General features: G+C 45.5%; 20 protein-coding genes. 3 read left to right on the top strand and 17 right to left on the bottom strand.

Annotation, left to right across the window (positions count from 1 at the left end):
• Positions 1 to 33: 33 nt before the first annotated feature.
• The 5 genes from cydC to CO692_RS08410 form a co-directional block, all read right to left on the bottom strand.
• Positions 34 to 1,791 (bottom strand): thiol reductant ABC exporter subunit CydC, encoded by a 1,758-nt coding sequence (gene cydC, locus CO692_RS08430; RefSeq protein ID WP_096742025.1) that lies wholly within the window; start codon positions 1,789 to 1,791, stop codon positions 34 to 36.
• Positions 1,784 to 3,505 (bottom strand): thiol reductant ABC exporter subunit CydD, encoded by a 1,722-nt coding sequence (gene cydD, locus CO692_RS08425; protein WP_086293526.1) that lies wholly within the window; start codon positions 3,503 to 3,505, stop codon positions 1,784 to 1,786. The genes cydC and cydD overlap by 8 nt, the downstream gene beginning before the upstream one ends.
• Complete coding sequence (gene cydB, locus CO692_RS08420) at positions 3,502 to 4,521, bottom strand: cytochrome d ubiquinol oxidase subunit II (RefSeq protein WP_016619517.1); 1,020 nt, start codon at positions 4,519 to 4,521, stop codon at positions 3,502 to 3,504. The genes cydD and cydB overlap by 4 nt, the downstream gene beginning before the upstream one ends.
• Positions 4,518 to 5,948, bottom strand: coding sequence for a cytochrome ubiquinol oxidase subunit I (locus CO692_RS08415; protein WP_005232838.1), 1,431 nt, complete (start codon positions 5,946 to 5,948; stop codon positions 4,518 to 4,520). The genes cydB and CO692_RS08415 overlap by 4 nt, the downstream gene beginning before the upstream one ends.
• A gap of 188 nt (positions 5,949 to 6,136) precedes the next feature.
• Complete coding sequence (locus CO692_RS08410; protein ID WP_096742024.1) at positions 6,137 to 7,096, bottom strand: helix-turn-helix domain-containing protein; 960 nt, start codon at positions 7,094 to 7,096, stop codon at positions 6,137 to 6,139.
• 95 nt (positions 7,097 to 7,191) lie between these two features.
• On the opposite strand from CO692_RS08410, the gene CO692_RS08405 reads away from it, so the two are divergent.
• From CO692_RS08405 to CO692_RS08395, 3 genes are read left to right on the top strand one after another with little or no spacing between them, the layout of a single operon-like run.
• On the top strand, positions 7,192 to 8,133 hold the full coding sequence (locus CO692_RS08405) for an ATP-binding cassette domain-containing protein (protein WP_096742023.1): 942 nt from the start codon (positions 7,192 to 7,194) through the stop codon (positions 8,131 to 8,133).
• On the top strand, positions 8,130 to 8,882 hold the full coding sequence (locus CO692_RS08400; protein ID WP_008376673.1) for an ABC transporter permease: 753 nt from the start codon (positions 8,130 to 8,132) through the stop codon (positions 8,880 to 8,882). The genes CO692_RS08405 and CO692_RS08400 overlap by 4 nt, the downstream gene beginning before the upstream one ends.
• A 60-nt stretch (positions 8,883 to 8,942) precedes the next feature.
• Positions 8,943 to 9,299 carry an MmcQ/YjbR family DNA-binding protein gene (locus CO692_RS08395; RefSeq protein ID WP_087664744.1) on the top strand — a complete coding sequence of 119 codons (357 nt, stop codon included), beginning with the start codon at positions 8,943 to 8,945 and terminating at the stop codon, positions 9,297 to 9,299.
• A 107-nt stretch (positions 9,300 to 9,406) separates the two neighbouring features.
• Here CO692_RS08395 and CO692_RS08390 read toward each other — a convergent pair whose 3' ends face one another.
• The 12 genes from CO692_RS08390 to pulA all read right to left on the bottom strand — a co-directional run bounded on the left by CO692_RS08390 (position 9,407) and on the right by pulA (position 22,833).
• Entirely contained in the window at positions 9,407 to 10,849 is a 1,443-nt protein-coding gene (locus tag CO692_RS08390; RefSeq protein WP_096742022.1) for a glycoside hydrolase family 1 protein, read from the bottom strand.
• 221 nt (positions 10,850 to 11,070) lie between these two features.
• On the bottom strand, positions 11,071 to 12,384 hold the full coding sequence (locus CO692_RS08385; protein ID WP_096742021.1) for a PTS sugar transporter subunit IIC: 1,314 nt from the start codon (positions 12,382 to 12,384) through the stop codon (positions 11,071 to 11,073).
• A gap of 7 nt (positions 12,385 to 12,391) precedes the next feature.
• Positions 12,392 to 13,672: a DUF4038 domain-containing protein gene (locus CO692_RS08380; RefSeq protein ID WP_096742020.1), complete on the bottom strand. Its 1,281-nt coding sequence runs from the start codon at positions 13,670 to 13,672 to the stop codon at positions 12,392 to 12,394.
• A 45-nt stretch (positions 13,673 to 13,717) separates the two neighbouring features.
• Complete coding sequence (locus tag CO692_RS08375) at positions 13,718 to 14,353, bottom strand: alpha/beta hydrolase (RefSeq protein ID WP_226818286.1); 636 nt, start codon at positions 14,351 to 14,353, stop codon at positions 13,718 to 13,720.
• An 18-nt stretch (positions 14,354 to 14,371) separates the two neighbouring features.
• The gene (locus CO692_RS17905) at positions 14,372 to 14,575 is read right to left on the bottom strand and encodes a hypothetical protein (RefSeq protein ID WP_226818284.1); all 204 of its coding nucleotides are present in this window, start codon (positions 14,573 to 14,575) and stop codon (positions 14,372 to 14,374) included.
• Between the two features lie 12 nt (positions 14,576 to 14,587).
• On the bottom strand, positions 14,588 to 16,036 hold the full coding sequence (locus CO692_RS08370; protein WP_096742019.1) for an FGGY-family carbohydrate kinase: 1,449 nt from the start codon (positions 16,034 to 16,036) through the stop codon (positions 14,588 to 14,590).
• A gap of 1 nt (position 16,037) precedes the next feature.
• Positions 16,038 to 16,979 carry a transketolase family protein gene (locus tag CO692_RS08365; protein WP_096742018.1) on the bottom strand — a complete coding sequence of 314 codons (942 nt, stop codon included), beginning with the start codon at positions 16,977 to 16,979 and terminating at the stop codon, positions 16,038 to 16,040.
• A complete protein-coding gene (locus tag CO692_RS08360) occupies positions 16,966 to 17,802 on the bottom strand; it encodes a transketolase (protein WP_005231740.1) in 837 nt (278 codons plus the stop codon). Before CO692_RS08360 ends, CO692_RS08365 begins: the two co-directional genes overlap by 14 nt.
• A complete protein-coding gene (locus CO692_RS08355) occupies positions 17,793 to 19,211 on the bottom strand; it encodes an L-fucose/L-arabinose isomerase family protein (RefSeq protein ID WP_005226500.1) in 1,419 nt (472 codons plus the stop codon). Before CO692_RS08355 ends, CO692_RS08360 begins: the two co-directional genes overlap by 10 nt.
• A 31-nt stretch (positions 19,212 to 19,242) precedes the next feature.
• Complete coding sequence (locus CO692_RS08350) at positions 19,243 to 19,530, bottom strand: PTS cellbiose transporter subunit IIB (protein ID WP_096742017.1); 288 nt, start codon at positions 19,528 to 19,530, stop codon at positions 19,243 to 19,245.
• Between the two features lie 156 nt (positions 19,531 to 19,686).
• Positions 19,687 to 20,694, bottom strand: coding sequence for a LacI family DNA-binding transcriptional regulator (locus tag CO692_RS08345; RefSeq protein WP_081117619.1), 1,008 nt, complete (start codon positions 20,692 to 20,694; stop codon positions 19,687 to 19,689).
• Positions 20,695 to 20,811: 117 nt separating this feature from the next.
• Positions 20,812 to 22,833: a type I pullulanase gene (pulA, locus tag CO692_RS08340; protein WP_096742016.1), complete on the bottom strand. Its 2,022-nt coding sequence runs from the start codon at positions 22,831 to 22,833 to the stop codon at positions 20,812 to 20,814.
• Positions 22,834 to 22,840 lie beyond the last annotated feature (7 nt).

The raw sequence follows: 22,840 nt of genomic DNA, 5'->3' as shown, positions 1-22,840 counted from the left end.
AAGCGTCCATCACTGATTGATGGACGCTCTTTTTTATCGTCGTCCTTGGTCAATGGCCAATAAGTATTGAAAATGTTTGTTTTCTGCTGCCAATTCGGCAGGTGTTCCGCTCATGGTCAACTGACCATCTTCAATAAAGAGCACACGGTCCATCATCGAAATTCCTTGCAAGTGGTGGGTGATCCAAATGATCGTTTTGTTCTCCAGCACTTGGAAAAAGGTTTCAAGTACGCCTTGCTCCGTGATCGGATCTAAGCCGACGGTTGGCTCATCCAATAAGATGATCGGAGTATCTTTTAGCAAGATCCGCGCCAAGGCCAAACGATGCCGTTCTCCACCAGAAAAACGCAAGCCGGCTTCATCCACCATCGTCGCCAAGCCGTTAGGCAAAGCTGCCACCATTTCTTTCAACCCGACTTGCTCCAGTACGCGCCAGACTTCTTCTTCCGAAGCCGACTCATTGCCTAGCCGAATATTATTCAAGACGGTCGTATGGAAAAGATAGGGACTTTGATTGATGACACCGATCAAGTCACTGATCGACTCACTCAATGCCGTCACAGGCACGTCGTTTAAGGTGATCGACCCTTGCGTCGGTTGCAGATCGCCTCGCAACAAGGAGGCAAAGGTACTTTTCCCAGAACCGCTGCGACCAAGGATCGCTAGTTTTTGATGCGCAGGAATCGTTAGATCCAACCCATGAAGCACTTCTTTGCCTTCAGGATACTGAAAATGCAAGTCCTTGACTGTGATCGACACGAGGCCCGTCACTTCAGGTACTAACGGTTGCTCCATGGAGACTTGGCGATTTTCTTCTGGCAATGCATTGAAGCGATCGATAGAGTCTTTGTAGCGATTGGTTTCTTGAGCAGCAGACGGTAATGGCGCAAATGCATCAACTAAAGGAAAGACACACAGGACAAAGGCAGCGATCCAGTTGGCTGCTCCTCCGTGGTTACCTGGAAAGCGAATGCTGGTCCAAAGTAGCAATGCGACAGCGATCACCCCAAAGATGCTTTGTAAAAGAAAATCACGCCGGCGATCAAAGGACAGCATCTGTTCATCCACCGCCCGCAACTGCGTTTCCAGTTCCTTATGGGCAGCCACGTACTCGCTGCCTCTTTGAGAGAAGACCCAATCAGAAACCCCTAATACATTATCCGTCAGTGTCGTATACAAGTTGTTTTTCATGTGTTTTTGCTTTTCTTGCCGCGCGCCATTGATGATCACCGACCAAAGTGGCAAGACAAAGACGATGATCCCTAATAGCAGCAGCATCACCAAAGCAAACCACCAAGAAAAATAGCCGAGTCCAATGATTAAGAACGCATACAAGATCCAAGCGATCACAGTAGGAAAGATCGTCCGCAAATACAAGTTTTGAATATGGTTGATATCTTCTGCCAATAAGCCCAAGATATCCCCCGTGCGATGCGCTTGCTTAAAGAAGATCGCATCTTTTTCTACTACGTTGTACAGTTTCAATCGTAAATTAGAAGTCATGCGCAAGACCCAGCTATGACTGGTCAACCGTTCCAAATAGCGAAAAACTGGACGGCCGATCCCAAACGCTCGGGTCAGTACGATGGGGATGTAAACCAATAGAATGTTTTCTGGGATCGACGCCGAGCGGCTGATCAGGTACCCCGAATTAAACATCAGTGCCCCACCACAGAAAAAGGTCAAGAAGCCTAGGAATAAGGCCAGCGCCAAAACGTTTTTGTATTTTGACAAGAAAGGCTTGACCCACGTATCAGTTTTCAATGAGCGCAATAAGCCGATTTTATTCAAGCTGTTCCCTCCTCATTCCATTGACTAGTTCTGTAAAAGCACCTTGCTTTTGCTGCAATTGTGCCAAGGTTCCTTGTTCCACGATTCTTCCTTGATCCATCACGATGATTTCATCCATTTCTTCCATCCAGTGCAAGCGATGGGTTGCAAAAAAGACTAACCGGTTTTCCATCAGCGGCAGCATCCGTTCCTTTAAGGCCACTTCGGTTTCAATATCCAAATGAGCCGTTGGTTCATCAAACAAAAGAATCTTTCGTTGCTGGTCTAAAAAGGCACGGGCTAAAGCGATCCGTTGGGCTTGCCCACCACTTAGATGCCGTTCCCCTTCTCCTAACATCGTGTCCAACCCTTGCGGCAGCTCTGCCAAAAGCTCAGTCAAGCCTGCCACTTCAATGGCTTTCAGTACGGCTTCTTTGGTAGCTGTCGGCTGATAAAACGCGATATTTTCCTGCAAGGTCAACCGATAGATATAAGGATTTTGCGGAATATAGATCAGCTGTTCTTGCCAGCTTGCTTGGCGAAAGGCCGTGGTTTGGGCCCCTCCGAGAGTGATCTCGCCACTGTCTGGCACGAGAAAGCCACTCAAAGTATTGATCAAGGTAGACTTGCCAGAACCGCTCAGACCGATGATCCCGATCTTTTTGAAGCCAGTCACGTTCAAGTTGATATCCGTCAAAGCCGCTTTTTCCTCGTAGGAAAACGCCAGCTGATCGATCGTTAACTGGGCGTCTTCCTGCCAACGAGGCACCGTTACTGCCGGTACTTGGGCTTCCGGCTGATGCAAGATCTCCGTCACCGCAGTCATCGCATTTTTCCCGTCTAAGGTTGCATGATAATCACTGGAAAAGTCGCGGATCGGCAAGAAATATTCTGGTGCTAAAATCAAGATAGTTAACGCCGGAAACAGCAAGATTCCTTCATTGATCAGCCGCAAGCCTAGCAAGACTGCCACGACGGCAATCGATAAGGTCGTGAAAAAGTCTAAGGCGAAGGTCGATAAAATACCGACTTTTAATGAAGCCATCGTCGCTTTCCGAAACCGTTCGCTGGAAGCAAAGATACTTTTGCCATATTTTTTACTGACCCCAAATAATTTCAGCGTGTCAATCCCTCGCAGGGAGTCGATGAAATGATTGGACAGTAATTGAAAGGTTCGGTATTGTTTTTCCGCTTTGCTTTGGGCGGCATAGCCCAAGATGATCATAAAAATGATGATCAAGGGGAACACCAACAGCAAGACCAAGCCCGATTCCCAATCCAGATAAAAAACGAGTGCCAAAATGACCCAAGGAATGATCGACATATTCATGATTTTGGCAAGAATCAATTTCAAGTAGTTTTCGACTTGATTGATCCCTTCCAAGACCATCGTTGTTACATTCCCAGTCCCTTGCTGTTGTGCGATCTGAGGACCGACCCGAAACAATTTCTCCAACAATTGATCCCGCAAATCGGCGGCTTGCTGGTAACTGTAATCATCGAGTCTTTTGGAACGGAAATAGATAACAGCTTGTCGGGCGATAAACGAACAAAAGAACAGCAGAATCCAGCCCCACTGTTCCTCTAATGGTCGTCCTTCCCATAAGCCAGTGATGGCACGTGCCAATCCATACGCCTGCCCAATAATGAAGAGCGCCTGCAGGAACGAAAGTCCCGCAAGCAGCCCTAAAAGTTGTTTCATTCCTGGGAGCTTCATGATTTGTTTATCAATCATTTATACCCCTCCAACGCCTCCGTATGACTGATCCGTTTACGGAAGATATAGTAACTCCAAGCCGTATAGGCCAAGACGAAAGGCAAGATCGTCAGTGAAAGATAACTCATGATCTTCAATGTGTAGCGGCTTGAAGACGCATCAGCGATCAACAGGTCATAGCTTGAATCGATCGAACTGATCAAGACTCTTGGGAATAACCCTGTGAAGATCAATGCCACCAAAGCGATCAACGTCAAGCCGCTCGCAATGAAAGCCATCATTTCTTTGCCTTTAAAGACGCCGATATTTGCAATCAGTGTCAGTGCAACGATCACCAGCAACAAACCAAGCGTTGTCGCAAAATGATTCTCAAAGAAATCCGTTTGGAAGTAAAGCATCACAGCAAAGACGACTAAGCCTGCATATAAGATGCCATAAAAAATACTTGCATAGTTGCGTGCCCGTGCCCGAATCGGACCTTCCGTTTTCAAAGCGATATAGTTTAATCCGTGCAAGTAGCACAACAAGGTCAACGCGATCCCGCCAACGATTGAAAAGGGATTGACGTAATCCGTAAAGGTTGCCGTCATGTTGCCATCTTCACCCAAAGGCATTCCTTGGATCATGCTGACAAACATCAGACCGAAGAAAAACGGTACGATCGTACTGCCGATCGTCAACGTCCAGTTCCAAATGTTTTTGTGTTCTTTCGGGAAGTTCGCTCGAAACTCAAAGGAAACACCGCGAATGATCAACCCGACTAAGATCAATAACAAAATCAAATAAAAACCACTGAACAAAGAAGCATACCAGTATGGAAACGAGGCGAACATCGCTCCGCCAGCGGTCAATAGCCACACTTCATTGCCATCCCAGACAGGCCCGATCGTTTTAACGATCTGGTCTTTTTCCTCTTCATTGTGAGCCAATGTCTGCACAGACATCCCCACACCAAAGTCAAACCCTTCTAAGAAGAAGAAGCCAGAAAATAAAAGCCCAATCAACGTGAACCATAGTAATTGCAGACCGGTCATCCTTCAAACGCCTCCTTATCAAATGGGTCTTCGTACCCATCTTGGTTGTCTCCTTGGCTGATTTCACCAAAGGCTTCTTTTTCAGGTCCATGATCCATTTCCCGTTTCACAAGATAGACCATCGTTCCACCTAAGCCAGAGAACAAGAGGAAGTAAACGATGTTTGAGATCAAGAGTGAGGTCACGGAAACGTTTGGTGACACACTATCTTCGATCGTAAACAAGCCGTAAACCGTCCATGGGTAACGTCCTAACTCCGTGATCAACCAACCAGCTGTATTGGCAATAAATGGGGTGAACAAAGTGATCGCCACTACCCAAAGCAGCCAGCGTTTTTCAAAGAGCCACGGTTTCTTCTTACGCGTAAAATACAACCCCAGACCAGAAACCAACAGCATCAAGGCACCAAAACCAGCCATGATCCGGAAGCTCCAAAAGAGTGTGTTGACCGGCGGGTAGTAATTACGGTCGCCGTAGGTTTCAATCAATTGCTGATTGACCGTATCCATCCCATCGATTGAGCCGAAGGGTTCATTGAAGGCTAAGATACTCAACATATATGGAATCGAAATACCGAAGACTTGGTGATGCTCCGCTTCATTCGCCCAAGCAACGACAGTCCAAGCTGCAGGACTCCCGGTATCTTCATAAGTTCCTTCCATTGCGGCAAATTTCATTGGTTGTTCTTCAACCAAGTATTTCATTTGTTCATCCCCGGCTAGTAAGACGGTGAATGAACCGAACAATGCCACCGCAAAACCGATCCGCATTGATTTTTTGAAGAAGTCGCGGTCAATGTCTTTGTCTTTCTTCAATAGACGAAAGGCTGATAAACCGGCAACAATGATCCCGCCCATCGTGATGGCTGCGGTGATCACGTGTAAAAACTCATACCACACTTGTGGATTTGCCAATAATGCACCGAAGTCAGTCATTTCTGCCCGGCCATTGTTTAAGGTATACCCCACTGGATGCTGCATAAAACTATTGGCAGCTAAGATCCAAAACGCCGATAGCATCGAACCAAGCGTCACCAACCAGAAAAAGGTGGCGTGCAGCTTCGGACTGACCCGATCCCATGTAAAGATCCACAATCCTAAGAACGTCGATTCTAAGAAGAACGCCAACAAAGCCTCCAAAGCCAAGGGCGCACCAAAAATATCCCCGACAAAACGAGAATAGTCTGACCAGTTCATCCCAAATTGAAATTCTTGAATGATCCCTGTCACGACCCCGACAGCAAAACTCAATAGAAAAATATTTCCCCAAAACTTCGTCATCCGGCGATATTTTTCATCTTTTTTGATCACATAAAGTGTCTCCATAATTGCAACGACGACACCAGTTCCGATCGAAAACGGTACAAAGAAAAAGTGAAAAATCGTCGTCATCGCAAACTGGATTCGCGCTAGTGTCACAATATCCATCCTACATCCTCCTATTTCATAAAAAAGTGCATTAAAATAATTCTAAAGAAAGAAAAATTCCAACTTCGAATATACTCCTCTAATCAGTAAAAAAGAAGCAAATTGCTTGCATTTACTGATTTTTAATCACTTCCTCTCCGATTCTTAAACATAAGGCGCTTTCATCAGCGGAATATAGCTTTTTCTAGCTACTCCCAGCCAAAACGGGTTCCTTCAGAAAGCAATGGATCACTCAATAAAATCCCTGGAAACTCTTCCTTCAATACAGATGTGCTTAATAATTGATACATAGCAAACGTGTTCTTCATGCCTAATCTTTCCAATTGATCTAACGTTTGTTGCATCAAGTCCGCCGCTTGTGCCTTATTTTGTTTTAATAGACATGTCCAGCCTTCAAAAAACGGCATAAAGACCGCTTGTTCAATGTGCTCTTTTTCATAAACATGATCTCGCCATAAATGGAAGGTTTTTTCCGCATAATCCGCCTCATCAAAAACAGCAAAGACGGAAAACACCGTCTCAAAGGTGTTGTATAGAATATCTTTGTTGCCGGGGATTTTTGCAAAGCGCTGACTCTTTTTGATGGCGATCGTCAAGCAGCGCCAAAGCAAAGTTGGCTCCATCGAAATTGCTACGCGGGCAAACAGCCGCAGCTCATAAACACCCCATGTATCGGTATTCAGCAAGTAATGCTTGGCAGAGTCCAAACAGTAATTGTGTTTCAGGTAAGCCTCCTCGATGGGCACCCCTTTAAAAAGCTCCGCTTTCATCAAGTAGTCAAAACGGATCAGTTGTAAGAAGTGGTCCAGCTCCAAGGAGTAATGCTGTTGAAAGTACGTGGTCAGCTTTTGATATTTCTTTTTTAATTTAGGTACTTCATCAATGGATTCGATCCCCATCGAACGGACATAGTCAACCATTAGCTTTTGAGCCTCCGAATGATGCTCCCCCGTATGTAGCAGCTGAAATTCGGCAAAACTCACTTCTAGTTTATCTAGCAAACGATGAAATCGTTCGCAGGAAATCGTCGTTTTGCCATTTTCAAATTGCGATAACAAAGACATCGACAATTGTTCATCCACTAATTCCTTCAACAGCAAGCCTTTGCTTTTGCGAAGCTCTTTCACTGTCGCACCATAATTGTTCATTTTTTCACCTTCTTTTTCAATATATTGAAATAAGCAGTTGCTTTTCCCAAAGAGCCTTTATAGTTGAATTATCTTATAGAAACAAGGGAAAAGCTATGGATACCCATATAAAAAAGAAAATGCTTCACGTGAAACATTTACAAAAAAGCTTCAAAGACAAAACCGTTTTGAAAGAGGTCACTTTTGACGTCACTCCTGGCGAAGTATTTGTCTTACTAGGATCAAATGGCGCTGGAAAAACCACTCTAGTCAAAATTTTGTCCACTATCCTGCCTTTTGACCAAGGAACCGCGCTGATCGATGGGATCGACTTGACCAAAGATCCAGCAGCGATTCGCGAGAAAATCAGTCTGACGGGGCAATTTTCCGCCGTCGATCAAGAACTGACCGGTCGAGAAAACTTGCTGATGATTGCTGCCTTGCGCCATGTCAAAAACAAACAGTTGATCGTCCAACAGTTGTTAGAGCGTTTTGATTTGGTGGATGCCAGCAACCGACTAGTCAAAAATTATTCTGGTGGCATGCGACGACGCTTAGACATCGCCATGAGTTTTATCGGCGAACCTGACCTGCTCTTTTTGGATGAACCGACGACCGGGTTAGACCCGCAAAACCGCTTAGCCACATGGCACATGATCAAAGAGATCGCTGCTCAAGGACGAACGATTTTCCTGACGACCCAATACCTAGAAGAAGCTGAATTTTTAGCAGACCAAGTCGCCATCTTGCATGAAGGGAAAATCATCTTGCAAGGAACACCAACGGAAGTCAAAGCACTGCACCCTTCGCAAACGATGGAAATCAGCGTATTGACGAAAGAACACTTACAGACCGTGCGTCAGCATCTGTCTAATTTTCCGCTGCAAGTCAATGATTCCAGTCTCTCTCTGACATTCCCCGTCAGTCAAGACTTCCAGCATTCCTTCACGCTGTTGCAGGAACTCAATCAACTACCTATCACCATCACCAGTTTTAATCAAAAGAATGCTTCTTTAGAGGATATTTTTCTAACACTTGTCCAAGGAGGAAACCAATGAAAGCAATTATAGAAACCAACACCTTATTCAAGCGCAATCTCTTGCTATCGATTCGCAGTATGGAGACTTTGCTAAGTGGAATTTTGACCCCAGCGATTTTAATGATCCTCTTTGTCTATGTTTTTGGGGGAGCCATGAACGTCGGTGATACCTCTTATGTCGATTTTGTCGTTCCTGGTGTTCTCGTCCAATGTATCGCCCAAAGCGCCTCCTCCGTTGGGGTAACGGTGACGGAAGATTTGAAATCCGGCATGGTGGAACGGCTGATGACCTTGAATATTTCTAACTCAGCCTTTTTAAACGGCCATGTCTTCGCCGCGACCCTTCGGAGCTTGATCAGTACCTTGGTCGTATTGATCGTTGCCATGGTCATCGGTTTTCGCCCTCAAGCCACAGTTGCTGGCTGGGGGCTCGCCTTCCTATTGATCTTTTGCTTCACCTTCGCTTTTACTTGGGTCTCAGTTCTGGTTGGTCTCATCGCCAAAAGCCCCGAGACAGCTACCTTGTTTACTGTCTTGATCACCCTTTTGCCCTACTTAAGCTCTGGTTTCGTCCCTACGGAAACCATGCCGCGCCCGTTAGCCATTTTTGCTGAATACCAACCAATGTCGCCGATCATCCATTCTTTGCGAGGGCTTTTGTTAAACTTGAAAGATACCACCTTGATCAGTGCCTTTAGCTGGTGCGGCGGTATCGTAGTCGTGAGCTGGTTCTTGGCACGAATGCTTTATCAGAAACGGTTACGCTAGATAAGAGGAAACAGTGGTATAGTATAAGTAGTTTTCTATTATAAAAAGGCAGGGATACCCATGGATCTTAAAAACCGTCTGATCGCCTTCGCTCAGACCTTCAATGATGTTCAGATCGACCATCCATTTGCAAAGTTTCCCGAGTACCAAGTCTTGCGGCACCGTAAAAGCGGCAAATGGTTTGGCTTGCTGATGACTGTAGAAAAGCAGAAATTAGGCCTGGAAGGAACAGGAATGATCGAGATTTTAGATGTCAAAGCAGCGCCCGAAATGGTTTCGATCATCAATCAAAGTCGCGGTTATTTACCCGCTTATCACATGAATAAAAACCATTGGCTCACCGCATTACTAGATGGCTCTGTATCAGAAAAACAACTCCAATCTTTATTACGAGACAGCTATGAACGTACCCGTTAAACCAAATATCAAAAAAAAACCGATCAACGATGCACCTGTATAGGCGCACCGTTGATCGGTTTTCTTTTATAACGGATCCTGTGTCATCCGTGAGTCTAACGAAACACTTAGGCCAACTCTTCTCCGTTTGTTGCAATGACTTGTTTGTACCAATCAAAGGATTTTTTCTTGGAACGATCCATCGTGCCATTGCCTTCGTCATCAAAGTCAACATAGATGAAGCCATAGCGTTTGCTCATTTCGCCTGTTGAAGCACTGACAAGGTCGATACAGCCCCATGGCGTATAACCGATCAAGTCTACGCCATCAGCAATCGCTTCCCCCATTGCTTCAATGTGGCGGCGCAAGTAATCGATACGATAGTCATCTTCGATCTTACCTTCTTCGTTAAAGGTATCAATGGCCCCTAAGCCGTTTTCCACGATAAACAACGGTTTTTGGTAACGATCATACAGTTCATTCAACGCGATGCGCAGCCCTTCTGGGTCGATTTGCCAGCCCCATTCACTTGCTTCTAAGAATGGATTGCGGACACCACCCAACAAGTTTCCTTGCACTTCATCGGCTTCTTCTGTGGTGATATCCACGGCAGAAGACATGTAGTAGCTGAAGCCAACATAGTCAACAGTATGTTCAGCAATCAAGGCTAAGTCTTCTTCGGTAATCTCAAGATCCTCTTTATTGACGCCGTGTTCTTTGTACAAACGATCCGTAAAAGATGGGTATTTTCCACGTACTTGCACGTCGGCACAGTAGTAGTTGAAGGCTTGATTATGGATCATCGTCGCCACTTGGTTGACTGGGTTCGCATCAATGCTGTAAGTCGTTGCATAAATGATCATACAACCGATCTGTAACTCTGGGTTTAATTCATGGCCGATTTTGACTGCTTTACTGCTGGCAACAAATTGGTTGTGCCACGCTTGGATCACGTTTGTAAAGTCGCTGGCACCTGTCCTGTTGACCATTCCTTGACTCAATGCGGAGAAATGGAAAGCAGAGTTTATCTCATTGAAGGTCATCCAGTATTTGACTTTGCTGTGGAACCGTTCCAAGACAACTTTTGCAAAACGTTCATAGAAATCGATCAACGCTCGATTTTTCCAGCCACCGTATTCTTTGGCTAAATGCAAAGGCATTTCATAGTGAGAGATCGTAACCACTGGCTCGATCCCGTATTTCAAACATTCATCGATCAGCGCATCGTAAAATGCTAGCCCAGCTTCGTTTGGTGTCGTTTCATCGCCTTTTGGAAAAATACGTGTCCATGCGATGGAAAAACGATAGCTCTTGAAGCCCATTTCTGCAAACAACGCAATGTCTTCTTTAAAACGGTCATAATGGTCGATCCCGCGATGATTTGGGTAGGTGTATTTGTCCTCATCGATCGTCCAATCAAACGTATCACTGCCTAAGATCGCTAAACGCTGTTTGCCGCCAGGCATTGCATCCGCCACTGACAAGCCTTTGCCATCGCGATCGAACGCCCCTTCTAATTGATTCGCTGCGGTCGCGCCGCCCCATAAGAAATTTTCTGGAAATTTTGCCATTTGCTCGTTCTCCTTTTGTTTTCTTTTGATAAACCTACCTAGCTGATTACTGAAAAATCCCCGATAAAAAACAAAAAACCTAAATAAGAGCCGCTGCTAAAACGAGAAGAGCGCTTTCTTATTTAGGTCTTGCCTGATCGAGTCAGTAACAATCCACGTGGGTTTTCTTTCTTTAACTATAGCACTAACTCATTGGCTTGTCATCATAAAATCGGTTTCTTTTAAACCGTTTCCCCCGTTGCATCGATACTTTCAGTTTGAACCTCCGCTTGCGCTGCTTCTGCTTCGGTTTTTAATTTTCCTTTATCTAAGACTTTAACAAAAGGAATGTACAGCAAGCAGCCTGCCAAAACGCAAACGACTTGTAGAACTGCGACCTGCCAGCCTCCAGCTAGAAACCCATTTAGAAAAATCGGTGTGCCAAAGGGAACTTGTACGCCACTAAGTCGTGGGACGATCCCACTCCAGATCGCTAGGTACGCCACAAGCACTTGAACCAATGGTGTTAATATGAACGGAATCGCCATGATTGGATTTAAAATCAGCGGTAAGCCAAAAATCACCGGCTCATTAATGGTGAACAATCCAGGAACGGCACTTAGGTTAGCAACTGTCCGTGATTGTTTTGATTTCGCTAACAGCAAAATAACGATAATCAATGACAATGTTCCCCCAGCCCCACCAATACCAGCAAACAAATCATAAAACGACTTGCTCAAAATATTCGGCAGCTCGGAACGAGCAACACCGCTAGCTAAAGCATCCATATTTTCCACATCCATTGGTAAGTACAAAGCGGTGACAAAGCTACCCACCACCAACGAACCATGGATACCGAAGAACCATAGCACCATTTGGATCAGTACAATAAATAGCAACGAACCGACACTAGAAGACAAGCTTTGCAGCGGCATTGCCAAGATTTGATAGATGAAATCTGAAAATGAGCCATAAGAAGTAAAACTGAATGCCCAGCTAATGACGATCGCGGTAAACCCAGAAATAATTGCTGGAATCAAACCGGCGAAGGTATCCGTCACAAATTGCGGCACGCCTGCTGGCATTTTGATGGCGATATTTTTTTCTAAAATAAAGCAGTACAAACGAGCAAAGACTAAGCCGCAGATCATAGCGGTAAACAAGCCTTGAGCGCCGAGTTTGCTCATGTCGAGGGTCGTTGTTTCCTCCAAGGTGACCATTGGCGTCATCATCAAAAAGGCAAACAGTGAAACGATGCCGGCAGGAACCGCCGATTGCTTAAATTCTGTCGCTAAACGGTGACCGACCAGAAAGGAAGCGTACACTGAGATAACCCCGACGGTCATACTGTAACCGACGGAAAAATAGCCGCCAATATTGATCGAATTGATAAAGTCTGTCCATCCTTGAATCGGCAAAACTGCTAACAATAAGGCGATCGAACCAATAATATTGATCGGAAGCGTCGCCATCAACCCGTTTGAAATTGCCTTTAAATACCGATTGTTGGAGATTTTATCTGCAAATACTAATACCTTATCCATATATTTATCCATTTTCTTTTCACTCCTTTATTTGGATGACGAACAATACATCTTCGTGACAATTGTGGGGATGGAAAACAGTGATACCATCAGTAACTGTCAGTTTTGGTTTCAAGAAACGATTGGTGTTCAAATCGATCAATGTGACGGTCGCTGTAGAAAGATCTCCTTGCAGGCGAACTGTTGTATTGCTTGGCAAGTAAAGCAAGGCATCCTTCCTTCCTGCGATAGCTGCCATACGAATCTGTTCATCTGCATCGATCAAGCGCTCTTGGCAAGGCACAAGCTCCTGAATATTTAATAATTCAAATAATTGCTTGATAAAGCCATAATCATCTGCCCCAGGAAAAGACAAAGCTTCTGGCCAAATCATCGGACGGTCAAACGCTTCCCCGATTTCTTCCGCAAAGGTTGCCGTCGGGGTTTGCCAACTCCAGATGCCGTGGGCACCGTACGTGATCCCAGCCGAGCCGCCGGCTAACAATGATTGCCATGCTGCTTTGCGGACATCTTTTTGACCAAATCGACCGTATACGTGACGGGCATAGCCCATTTGTTCATAGCAAGGTTCTGAGTTGATGATCGGCAGTTGCGGTTCTCGTTGATAAAAACGCTCTGCCAAATAATAAGGCATATTCAAAAAGGCGCTGTTATGACCTGATTGATATAAAAATAAGTCCAAATGTTCGACGATAGGTTCAGGGATTTCTTCAAAACGTCCCTTGATATGAATCGTTTTCAGGGTACTGGGCGAATGCTTTTCAAAGAAAACAAAGGCTTCTAGATACGTATCGATGGTTGGCTGAGTTGGGAAGTCCGTATCGCCACCAATAAAGTAGATCGGATGGAAGGCATCAAACGTCTTAATCACTTTTTGATAGTAAGCCTGGCGGCAATCCTCCGGCAACACGTTGCGTTCTTTGTCCAACTGGCTAGCCCAAGTGCCAGCGACATAGTTTGACCACAAGACAACCAATGCTAAAGTAAACCCTTTTTCATCGGCAATTTTACAAAGACGCTGAGCCCGTTCGAAATAGGCATCCTCCAAAACCGTAAAATCAAAGACACCCGCATCAAGGGGAAACGGCAAGCAGTCAAATTGACCACGGCTGCGATCCCATTGCGGTAACACATTGATTTGAAGGGTGTTGAATCCCTGCTCTTTGCGTTTGTCTAAGTAGGTGATCCAGTCATTTTCTTGAATACTAGTAAAAGTACTCCAGCAAGTATCGGCTAAATAAAAGAAATGCTGTCCGTCTCGCAATAAGGTGCGTTTGTTTTGGTTTACGGTGATTTTCACGGTGGAGCTCTCCTTTCATCGGCACAAGTTGTGCACTGGCGGTTATTAATCAATATAACTACTGAGCCAGCCTTCGCACAGCTCAAACCATTTGGCGACATGGGTATTGAGGTGACTTGGCTTGCGTGCCGTTGTTCGATCCGCTAATGCCAGTCCATGTTCGCCTTTTTCAAAAATATGCAGTTCAAATGGAATCTCTGCTTCTCTTAATTTGACCGCCAGCTTCAACGAGTGTGCCACATCGACTAAGACGTCTTCCGTCGTATGCCAGAGAAACATCGGAGGTGTCCACTGATCGACATGATGCAAAATGTTCATGGATTGAATGGCTTCTTCCGTCGGTTGTTTACTCCCAAAAAAGCGCTCGTTGGCAGTTAAAGGTGTCTCGATCAGACTAGCGGCAAAGCCTAGCTCATCGATTGGGAAGGCATGCTCTTGATAAACCAATGGGTAGCCGGCGATCGCCAAATTCACTTTCAGTAAGTCACTGCTGACGCCCAATGCTTCTGCCAGCTCAGCATCGTGCCAGCGCGTCGCTAACTGCAACGCTAGATGTCCGCCTGCTGAAAAACCGCAAACAATGATTTGCTCCTCATCCACCAACCATTCTAGAGCATGCTCACGAATGATTTTGACGGTTTGGGCGGCTTCTATCAAGGCGTTGTGGGGAACGTTTTTCACTTGGTCACCGGTGGTGTATCATAAAACAACGCTATTTAGCCCGATACTATTGAATTTCAAGGCAATGACTTCCGCCTCTCGATCACTGGTAAAGGCGTAGCCGCCGCCTGGACAGACGATCACTAGCGGTCGTTTCTTGCCGAAATTGTACTCTTTGGATTGGTGCAATAAATAGGTAGCCACGTAAGCCGTTTGATTCAGTTGAATTCGTTGGGTCTCCATATAGTTCCTCCTCTATCCTTCACTAAAAGCAGCTGACTTCTCAATGAACCGTTTCCATTTTTCATATTTCAAACGGATCACGGCCTGTTCGGCTTGCGGAACGATCGTGGTTTGTTGAATAGCTGGTTCATTCATGGTTGGATTGGCAACAAGCATCGTGCCGATGGCTGAAAATTCTTCGACTTCGCTGACGATGACGGGTTTATTGATCAAAGTCGCCAATAAGCTCATCAAGGCGCGGTTTTTCGAAACACCGCCATCGATCATTACCTGATTGATCAGTCGTTCAGCGACTTCTTCCATCACATCGATCACTGCTTTGATTTGAAAAATGATGCTTTCTAACACGGCTTTCAACAGCTCATGAGTCGTCGTCGTGCGTTTCATGCCGACAAAGCTGGCGGTCATCGTATTATCCCAAAATGGGGCACCCATTCCTTGCAATGCTGGGATAAAATAGATGTCTTCTTGACTGTCACTGGTCAGCACTTCTTGACAGATCTCAGCTACATCTGGCAGCGGAGCCACTTGCTCACTGAACCAGTTGATGGCGTCACCACAGGAACGGATGATGCCTTCTAGCGCAAATGCTGTTTCCTGGCTAGTTTGCCAGCCGACCGTCGTCAAAATGCGGCGATCCCGCAACGTCTGCTCCTGCTGCACTTGCATCATGATCGAACAACCGGTGCCCATCGTGATTTTTACATCCCCAAGGCTTTGACAACCTTCCCCGAATAATGCCGCTTGTGAATCGGCTAAGATCCCTTTGATAGGGATTCCGTGATAGCTACCGAAAACCGTATCAGCAGGTTTGATCGCTGGCAAGTCTGCTAAATGGATGCCAAAAAGTTTGACGAGCTCTGCATCCCAACGGCCCTCTTCAATATTGTAAAACAATGTTCGGCAAGCGTTGCTGGCTTCTGTCGCAAATACTTTCCCTTGCGTTAAATTCCACAGGAGCCAACTGTCCATAGTACCGATCGCCAATTCGCCAGTCCCCGACTTTTCCTTGATGGCCGATAATTCTTGGGCCAACCATTTCACTTTGGTGCCAGAAAAATACGGGTCTAAGCGAAAACCAGTCTTTTGATTGATCGTCCTTTCCCAGCCTTGTGCCGTCAATTCTTCACAAATCGCGGCGCTGCGGTTGCATTGCCACACGATCGCATTGTACAGGGGATTGCCGGTCAATCGATCCCAAGCAACGATCGTTTCCCGCTGATTGGTCAATGACAAGGAAACGATTTGATCTGCAGTGATCGCTTGGTCTTGAAACACTTGTGCCAGCAATTCTTGGACATTTTGCCAAATCTCGAGGGGATCATGTTCGACCCACCCGACTTTTGGATAAATTTGGCGATGTTTTTTATCGTAACGCTGCAGGATTTTCCCTTCTTGAAACAGTAAGAGCTTGGTACCGGATGTACTCTGATCTAAAACCAGCTGATAGGTCTTGTCCATCTTAAGCTCCTAGAAACGCAACCGCTGTTTTCGCTATGGAGGCACCGTCTAATCCATAATGGGCAAACAGTTCTGCCGAAGAACCAGTAATCAAGGCTTCATCCGGAAAAGCAATGATTTTTTGTCGAATGTCCGTTTCTTCTGCCAGCGTTTCCGCCACGGCAGCTCCTAAGCCGTTGTATCGGCTATGTTCTTCCACAGTGATCACGGTGCCTGTTTCTTTCGCCACTCGTTTGACCGTTTCTGAATCAAAGGGCTTCAAGGAATGAACATTTAAAACGGTAGCAGTGATGCCTTGTTTTTCCAATAGCTCAGCAGCATCCAACGCTTGGCGCACGGTTTCGCCGGTGGCGATCAATGCGACATCTTGACCGCTTCTCAGCTCAATGGCTTTGCCGATCTCAAAAGGATAATCTGCAGAATCATAACAATCTTCAACAGGATTACGACCGAGACGGATATAGGCTGGTTCATTTGATGCCGCTAAGGCTTTAAACATTTGGATCGTTTCAAAGCGATCTGCTGGCAACAGCACTTGCAAATTAGGGATCGCTCGTGCCACTGCGATGTCTTGCAAGGAATGATGACTCATGCCTAATGCCCCATAACTGACACCGCCGCTGATGCCTAAGAGTTTGACATTTTTATTCGAATACGCGACATCGACTTTGATCTGCTCGATACTGCGCATGCTGAGAAAACAAGCTGGGGATGCAACGAAAGGGCGTTTGCCCATATGGGCTAAGCCGGCCGCAATACTGACGATGTTTTGCTCTGCGATCCCTACTTCCACCAATTGTGTCGGTAATTCCTTGGCAAAAGGTGCTAACGAAGCGGAACCACGAGAATCACTGGTCAACACCGTGATCGCAGGATTCTTTTTTCCTTCTTCAATCAATACGTCGCACATCGCTTGGCGATTGGCAATATTATTTTTTCCCATGAGTCAAAACCTCCATTTGCTGATCAAGTTCGGCAATAGCTTGTGCAAGCTCTTCTGCCGTTGGCACTTTATGATGCCATTGCGCTTGATTTTCGGCTGCAGAATAGCCTTTGCCTTTGATGGTTTTAGCAATGATCAGCTTCGGTTGATTGGGCTGATGCGGTTTTTCTAATGCAGCCACTAAGGCAGCCATATCATTGCCATCAACGATATGCACATCCCAACCAAAGGCACGCCATTTTTCATCTAGCGGCTCCACTGCCATCACATCTTCCGAGGCTCCAGTGATCTGCAAGCCGTTGCGATCAATGATGGCGGTCAAATTGTCCAGCTGGTAGTTGGCAGCCGCCATGGCCCCTTCCCATACCGAGCCTTCTGCTAATTCGCCATCTCCCAACAATGTATAGGTTTGATACGTGCGGTGATCCAGTTTGCCTGCCAAGGCGATCCCTACTGCGACGGGTAAGCCGTGGCCTAGCGAACCAGTATTCATCTCAACACCAGCTACTTTATTGTTTGGATGACCGATCAGTCGTGAACCAAATTGCGAAAAGGTGGCTAATTCTTCTTTTGGCAAAAAACCTTTGTCCGCTAAAACGGCCCATAGTACTTCTGCCGCATGTCCTTTACTTTGGATATACTGGTCACGATCTTGCTTTTGGGGGTCTTTCGCATCGACATTCATTATCCGATAATACAAGGCCACTAAAATATCGGTACAAGAAAGATCCGAACCAGTATGACCCGTTTTTGCTTGATAGATCAGCTCTAACACGGATTTTCGAATCGTTAAAGCCTTCATCTCCAGCTCGTTTATTTCCATGATTGATCCCCTCTCAAGTATGCTTTGACGTCTTCTTCGATCGGATCATAAAAATCTGGCTGCACGCCGATGTATTTGCACGCTTCGTACAAAATCGGCACCACATTTTTTCTGACCGCCGCAACGTGATGAATATAAGGGCCCTCAACAAGTTTGAATTCCAAGCGATTCAAATTCGCAAATTCCAGATAGAGATAGGTCCCTTGATTGTATGGGCCATCGATCCCTTTACCAGTGCCCATCAGTAGTGAGTACTCGCCGTTGTCCCCATCAAAGCGACACAGCGTATACTCGTCTTTGATTGCCCGAAAAGCGACTGATCCTGGATAGTCAAAAACAAAATGTCGTTGCGGCAAGATCGGTTTGGTCTCTGCGGTGGAATAAGCAAAAACTCCTAAGTGTTGAAGCAATTCGCCATTCTCGTTCTCTGGATGGCGGCAGTTGACATCCGCAAAGATCGCTCGGTGTTCCCCCAACGAAGCGGCTTCGACCAACAGTTCCGAGATTGCCCCATGGACATCCGTCTCACAGACAAAAGGCAAACCTTCTTCTTGTAACAGTGACAAGGAGGCATACGGTAAAATACCGATTTCGTCTTGTAAGGCCGTCCAACACTGGATGACTCCTGCATTGCAGCCGTAACTTTCACATAAGTTTTGCAAAGCCACTTTAAGGGCTGCCACCATTTCCAAATCTTTCGCCGAAATTTGGACTTCCGTATTGGTTTCAAAATAATCAATGACTGCTTGCAATTTATCTGGCTGCTGTTCTTTGACTTTCTTGATTTCTTGCACCACTTCTTGGATCGGTACTGGTGATAGCGAAATATTGAAACGCTCCAATAGTTCGCCTTCGTTGCAGATCACAGTCCAAAAATCAAAGGGGCGTGGGCCAACTTGCAAGATTCGTGTTTGTTTGAAGGTCTTGACGACATTGCAGACTTTGATAAAGTCTTGCAAGCCGCGGGCAAATTCTGGTGAATCAATATCAGAATTTTTGACATAGGTGAAAGGTACCTTGAAACGGCGCAAGACTTTCCCAATAGCGAAAAGACCGCATTGCGTATCCCGCAAACGTGAACCGTCGGCGGCTGGCGTCTCATCTTTGGGTCCCCACAGTAAGACGGGAACATCTAGTTTTTTGGCTAGACGAGCACAGGCATATTCCGTACCAAAGTTTTCATTGGCTAGAAAAAGACCGTCGATTTTTGCTGCTTTGAATTTTTCGGCGATTTTTTCAACCCCTTCATCATCGTATAGCAAGCCATCTTCGTTGATATCTAAAATATCTACATAATCAATGGCCAGTTCGTCCATTTTTTGTCGTGTCAGATTGGCGTACTCAATGGCTGCTTCTGCACTAAATAAATTTCTTCTAGTCGGGGCGAACCCGATGGTTACTTTATCCATAAAACCACCCTTTGCGTTTTAGTATATTTAGCTAAATTTTTATTTCTTCGACGATTCGTGCTACATTTTTGCTCAGAAATTCCTCATCCGTCAGTAAAACGATTTTTTTATCAGGAAAGGCTGCGGCGACTTTCGCTTGATTGAAGCGGGTTTGAGGAGCTAAAATCAAAAAATCATAGTCATTCCCCACCATAAATATTTCTGAAAAAGGCGCGGAATTCACTTGGTAATGCTGATCATCCGCTAGTTGTTCTTTGAGCGCTTTGACGAGCAGTACGCTGGAGAGCCCAGTTGCACAAAAGAGACCGATCTGTGTCATCTATTCACTTCCTCAAAATGTAATCCCTTACTTTTTACACCTTAAATATAGCATAAGCTAAATTTTTTGCAATAGTTTTAGATAAATATTTTTGTTTAATAACTAAAAAAGGACAAAACGCTTGCTAAACGTTTTGTCCTTTTTCTTATTTTTATCTTAATTGATGCTTTCACGTTCGACGATCGTCGTGGCGACCAGCATTTTCAGATGGTTTTCATCTTCACTGGTGATTTTCTCGATCAAGCGTCGCACGGCTTGGCGACCAAGGTACACTTTATCTACTTTGACGGTGGTCAGTGGTGGGTTGCAAAATTCCGCCAAAGGAATATCATCGAACCCAACGATGGTCAACGGATGATCGGGAAACACTTCGCGAATGGCTTTCATTGCACCGATGGCGATATTGTCATTGACCGCAAAAAAGGCGCTTGGTAACGGTCGCTGATCGTCACGCATGGATTCCAAATAGACCTTCATGTCTTGATAGGAGCCTTCCAAGGTGGGTTCTACTAAGGCTTCCGTCTCTTCATAATGGATCAGATCATGCTCTTGGATCGCTTGGACGAACCCTTGCTTGCGTTCACGGAAGTTGTTGATTTGAAAGGTTGAATTGATGATCCCGATGTCACGGTGGCCTTTTTCGATCATCTTTTCAACGATCTCATAGGCGCTGTCACGATTATTGATGGCGACAAAATCAAAGTCCTGCGAATTAAAAATCGTATCTAAAATCACTAAGGGTACTTCCAAATGACGGAAGACTGCTAAATCTTGTTTTTCCAATTCCGTTCCTAACAATAGCAAACCATCTGCTAATTCTGGACGGATCTTTTCAATCGGGTCTTCTTCTGGTGCCAGTGTGATATGGGAAATGACCAGTTCATAGCCTAACGTACTGCACTCCATTTCGATTCCTCGGATCAATTCAGAAAAGAAAGGCGTATCCCCTACGACATTTCCTTGTTTGTTCATTATGACAAATTTGATTTTTTGACTTTCCGTTTTTTTAATTTCTCGCTGATCAAAATACCCCATCTCACGAGCGATCTTCAAGATCGCTTGCCGTTTTTGTTCACTGATCCCCTTTCGATTGTTGATCGCATTAGAGACTGTTCCGCTGGAAACGCCAGCTTTTCGGGCAATATCAGAGATCACAACTTTCATTTGCTCACCGCTTTCTGCTTCTCATTCTGTTAAAAGTATAGCAAAAGAATTGTTTTTTTACTACCAAAAAAGCTAAAACAAACTAAAAATTTTAGTTTGTTTTAGCTTCTACTTTGATTAGTTACTTTGTTCCGCCAAAATGCAGAAAGACAATGGATCGAGGGTTATCCCTGACGCTGCTACGCCACGAGAAGTGATCCCAGCTCCTTTGGGGTCAGCAACGATGTGCCAAGAAGCATTTTCTGTTGTCGTCGGTAAGTCAAAGGACCAGCTTTCTTCCGTGCTGTTGAGTATAACGAACAAAGAACGCCATGGATGCTGTTTGTCACGATTGGGTACTTGATACGCCAAGCGATTTTCATCCTTTGTCTCATAAAAGACCATGCTTTCAGCCGTTTGGGTCGTGGCATCTCTCAATGGTGCATAGGACTGCCGCAATGCCCACAAGCCCCGATACAGCTCGCGCAATTCTTTGAAGGTTTTGGCACGTGCCCAATCCAGCTGATTGACTGCCAGTGGCGAACGGAAGGAATTTTCATCGCCTTCTTTGGTACGGCCAAATTCTTCCCCTGCTTGGGTCAGCACTGCTCCTTGGCTAGTAAACAAAATGGCTGCTGCTAGTTTGTTACGGGCTAAAAGCTCAGGATCAAACTCATAATTTCTTTCCTTCGCTGAAGCTTGCATGGTTGCCACCAGTTTGTCCCATAAAGTCAGATTATCATGGACTGACGCATAGGCAATCACTTGGCGGGGCGATTTTGCCCAGCGCTCGGCGCCTTCTTGCCCAGCAACTTTTGTATTTCCTTGAATCGCCGTTGCCAAATTTGCCGCATAAAAGGTTTGCTTGACTTGCGGTTGACCATTCATTCCTTGAATAAACGCGCCGTCTGTTTCTTCAAAGACATCGCCTTTGATACTGTCTCTTAAATCATTACTAAAAACCGCAACTCCTTCTGACAGGGCCCAAACATTGCTTTTATTGGCTGGGATATTCGGCTGAATGATTTGATTACTACCGGCATCCCATGGCTCGCCGTATAAGATCACATGACTGAAGCCGGCATCATCTAGGCGTTGCCGCAACTGGTTCATGGTTTCCACATCGATCAAGCCCATCAAATCAAAACGAAAGCCGTCGATTTTGTATTCTTGCGCCCAATATAAAACTGAATCAATGATAAATTTACGCATCATTTTCCGTTCAGAAGCCACTTCATTGCCGCAAGCAGAACCGTCCGCAAAATTCCCTGCATCATCTTGACGGTAGTAATAATCAGGCACCGTCAAATTAAACCATGATTCTTCCGTGATCGCAGTGTGATTAAAGACCACATCCATCACAACGCCGATGGCTTCTTCGTGCAGCGATTGGATCATTTGCTTGCATTCACGAATCCGCGCCTTGGGATCACTAGGATCAGAAGCGTATCGTCCTTCAGGTACATTGTAATTTTTCGGATCATAGCCCCAGTTGTAGGCAGACGAAGTTTCATCATTGTCAAAATCGAAGATCGGCAGCAGATGAACATAATTGATCCCCAGCTCTTTTAAATAGGCTATGCCAGTTGGTTGACTTTCATCTCCCACCAGATGGGTCTTTTTTTCAGTGAAGGCTAAATATTTTCCGCGATTTTCTGGTGAAATCCCGCTGTTTTCGGCGCCACTGAAATCTTCGACATGTAATTCCCAAATATAGGCATCTGTGATCGACTGCTGACCGACGCCGTGACTTTCCTGCCAACCTTCAGGATCTGTTTCCTTTAAATCAATGATCGCACCGCGGTTTCCGTTGATCCCTACTGCCTTGGCATAAAGATCCACCGCTTCGATTTTCTGCCCACCTCGTTGAAACTCAAAGGTATAAAACAGCTCCTTGACGTTTTCTTCCGTCGTGACTTGCCAACAGTTGTCTTCTTGAACCATTGGCAGCGTCAGCAGACGATCGTCAGTCCCAGCAACACCGCTTTGATAAATCAATACTGAAACGGCCTCTGCTTCTGGTGACCAGCATTTGAACGTGGTTTGCTGTCCTTGAAAAGTCACACCAAGATCATTCCCGTGATACGTATGTTCTTCTAAAAAACCGATCCTGCGATCGATCGCAATCTTTTTTTCTCCATACTGCGTGTTTTGTCCCATCAAAATT

This window comes from Enterococcus sp. FDAARGOS_375 (genome assembly GCF_002393265.1).
In the GTDB taxonomy this organism is placed as follows: Bacteria; Bacillota; Bacilli; order Lactobacillales; family Enterococcaceae; genus Enterococcus_D; species Enterococcus_D innesii.
The sequence above is the reverse complement of the archived record's forward strand: the minus strand, read 5'-3'. Positions and strand labels throughout refer to the sequence as shown.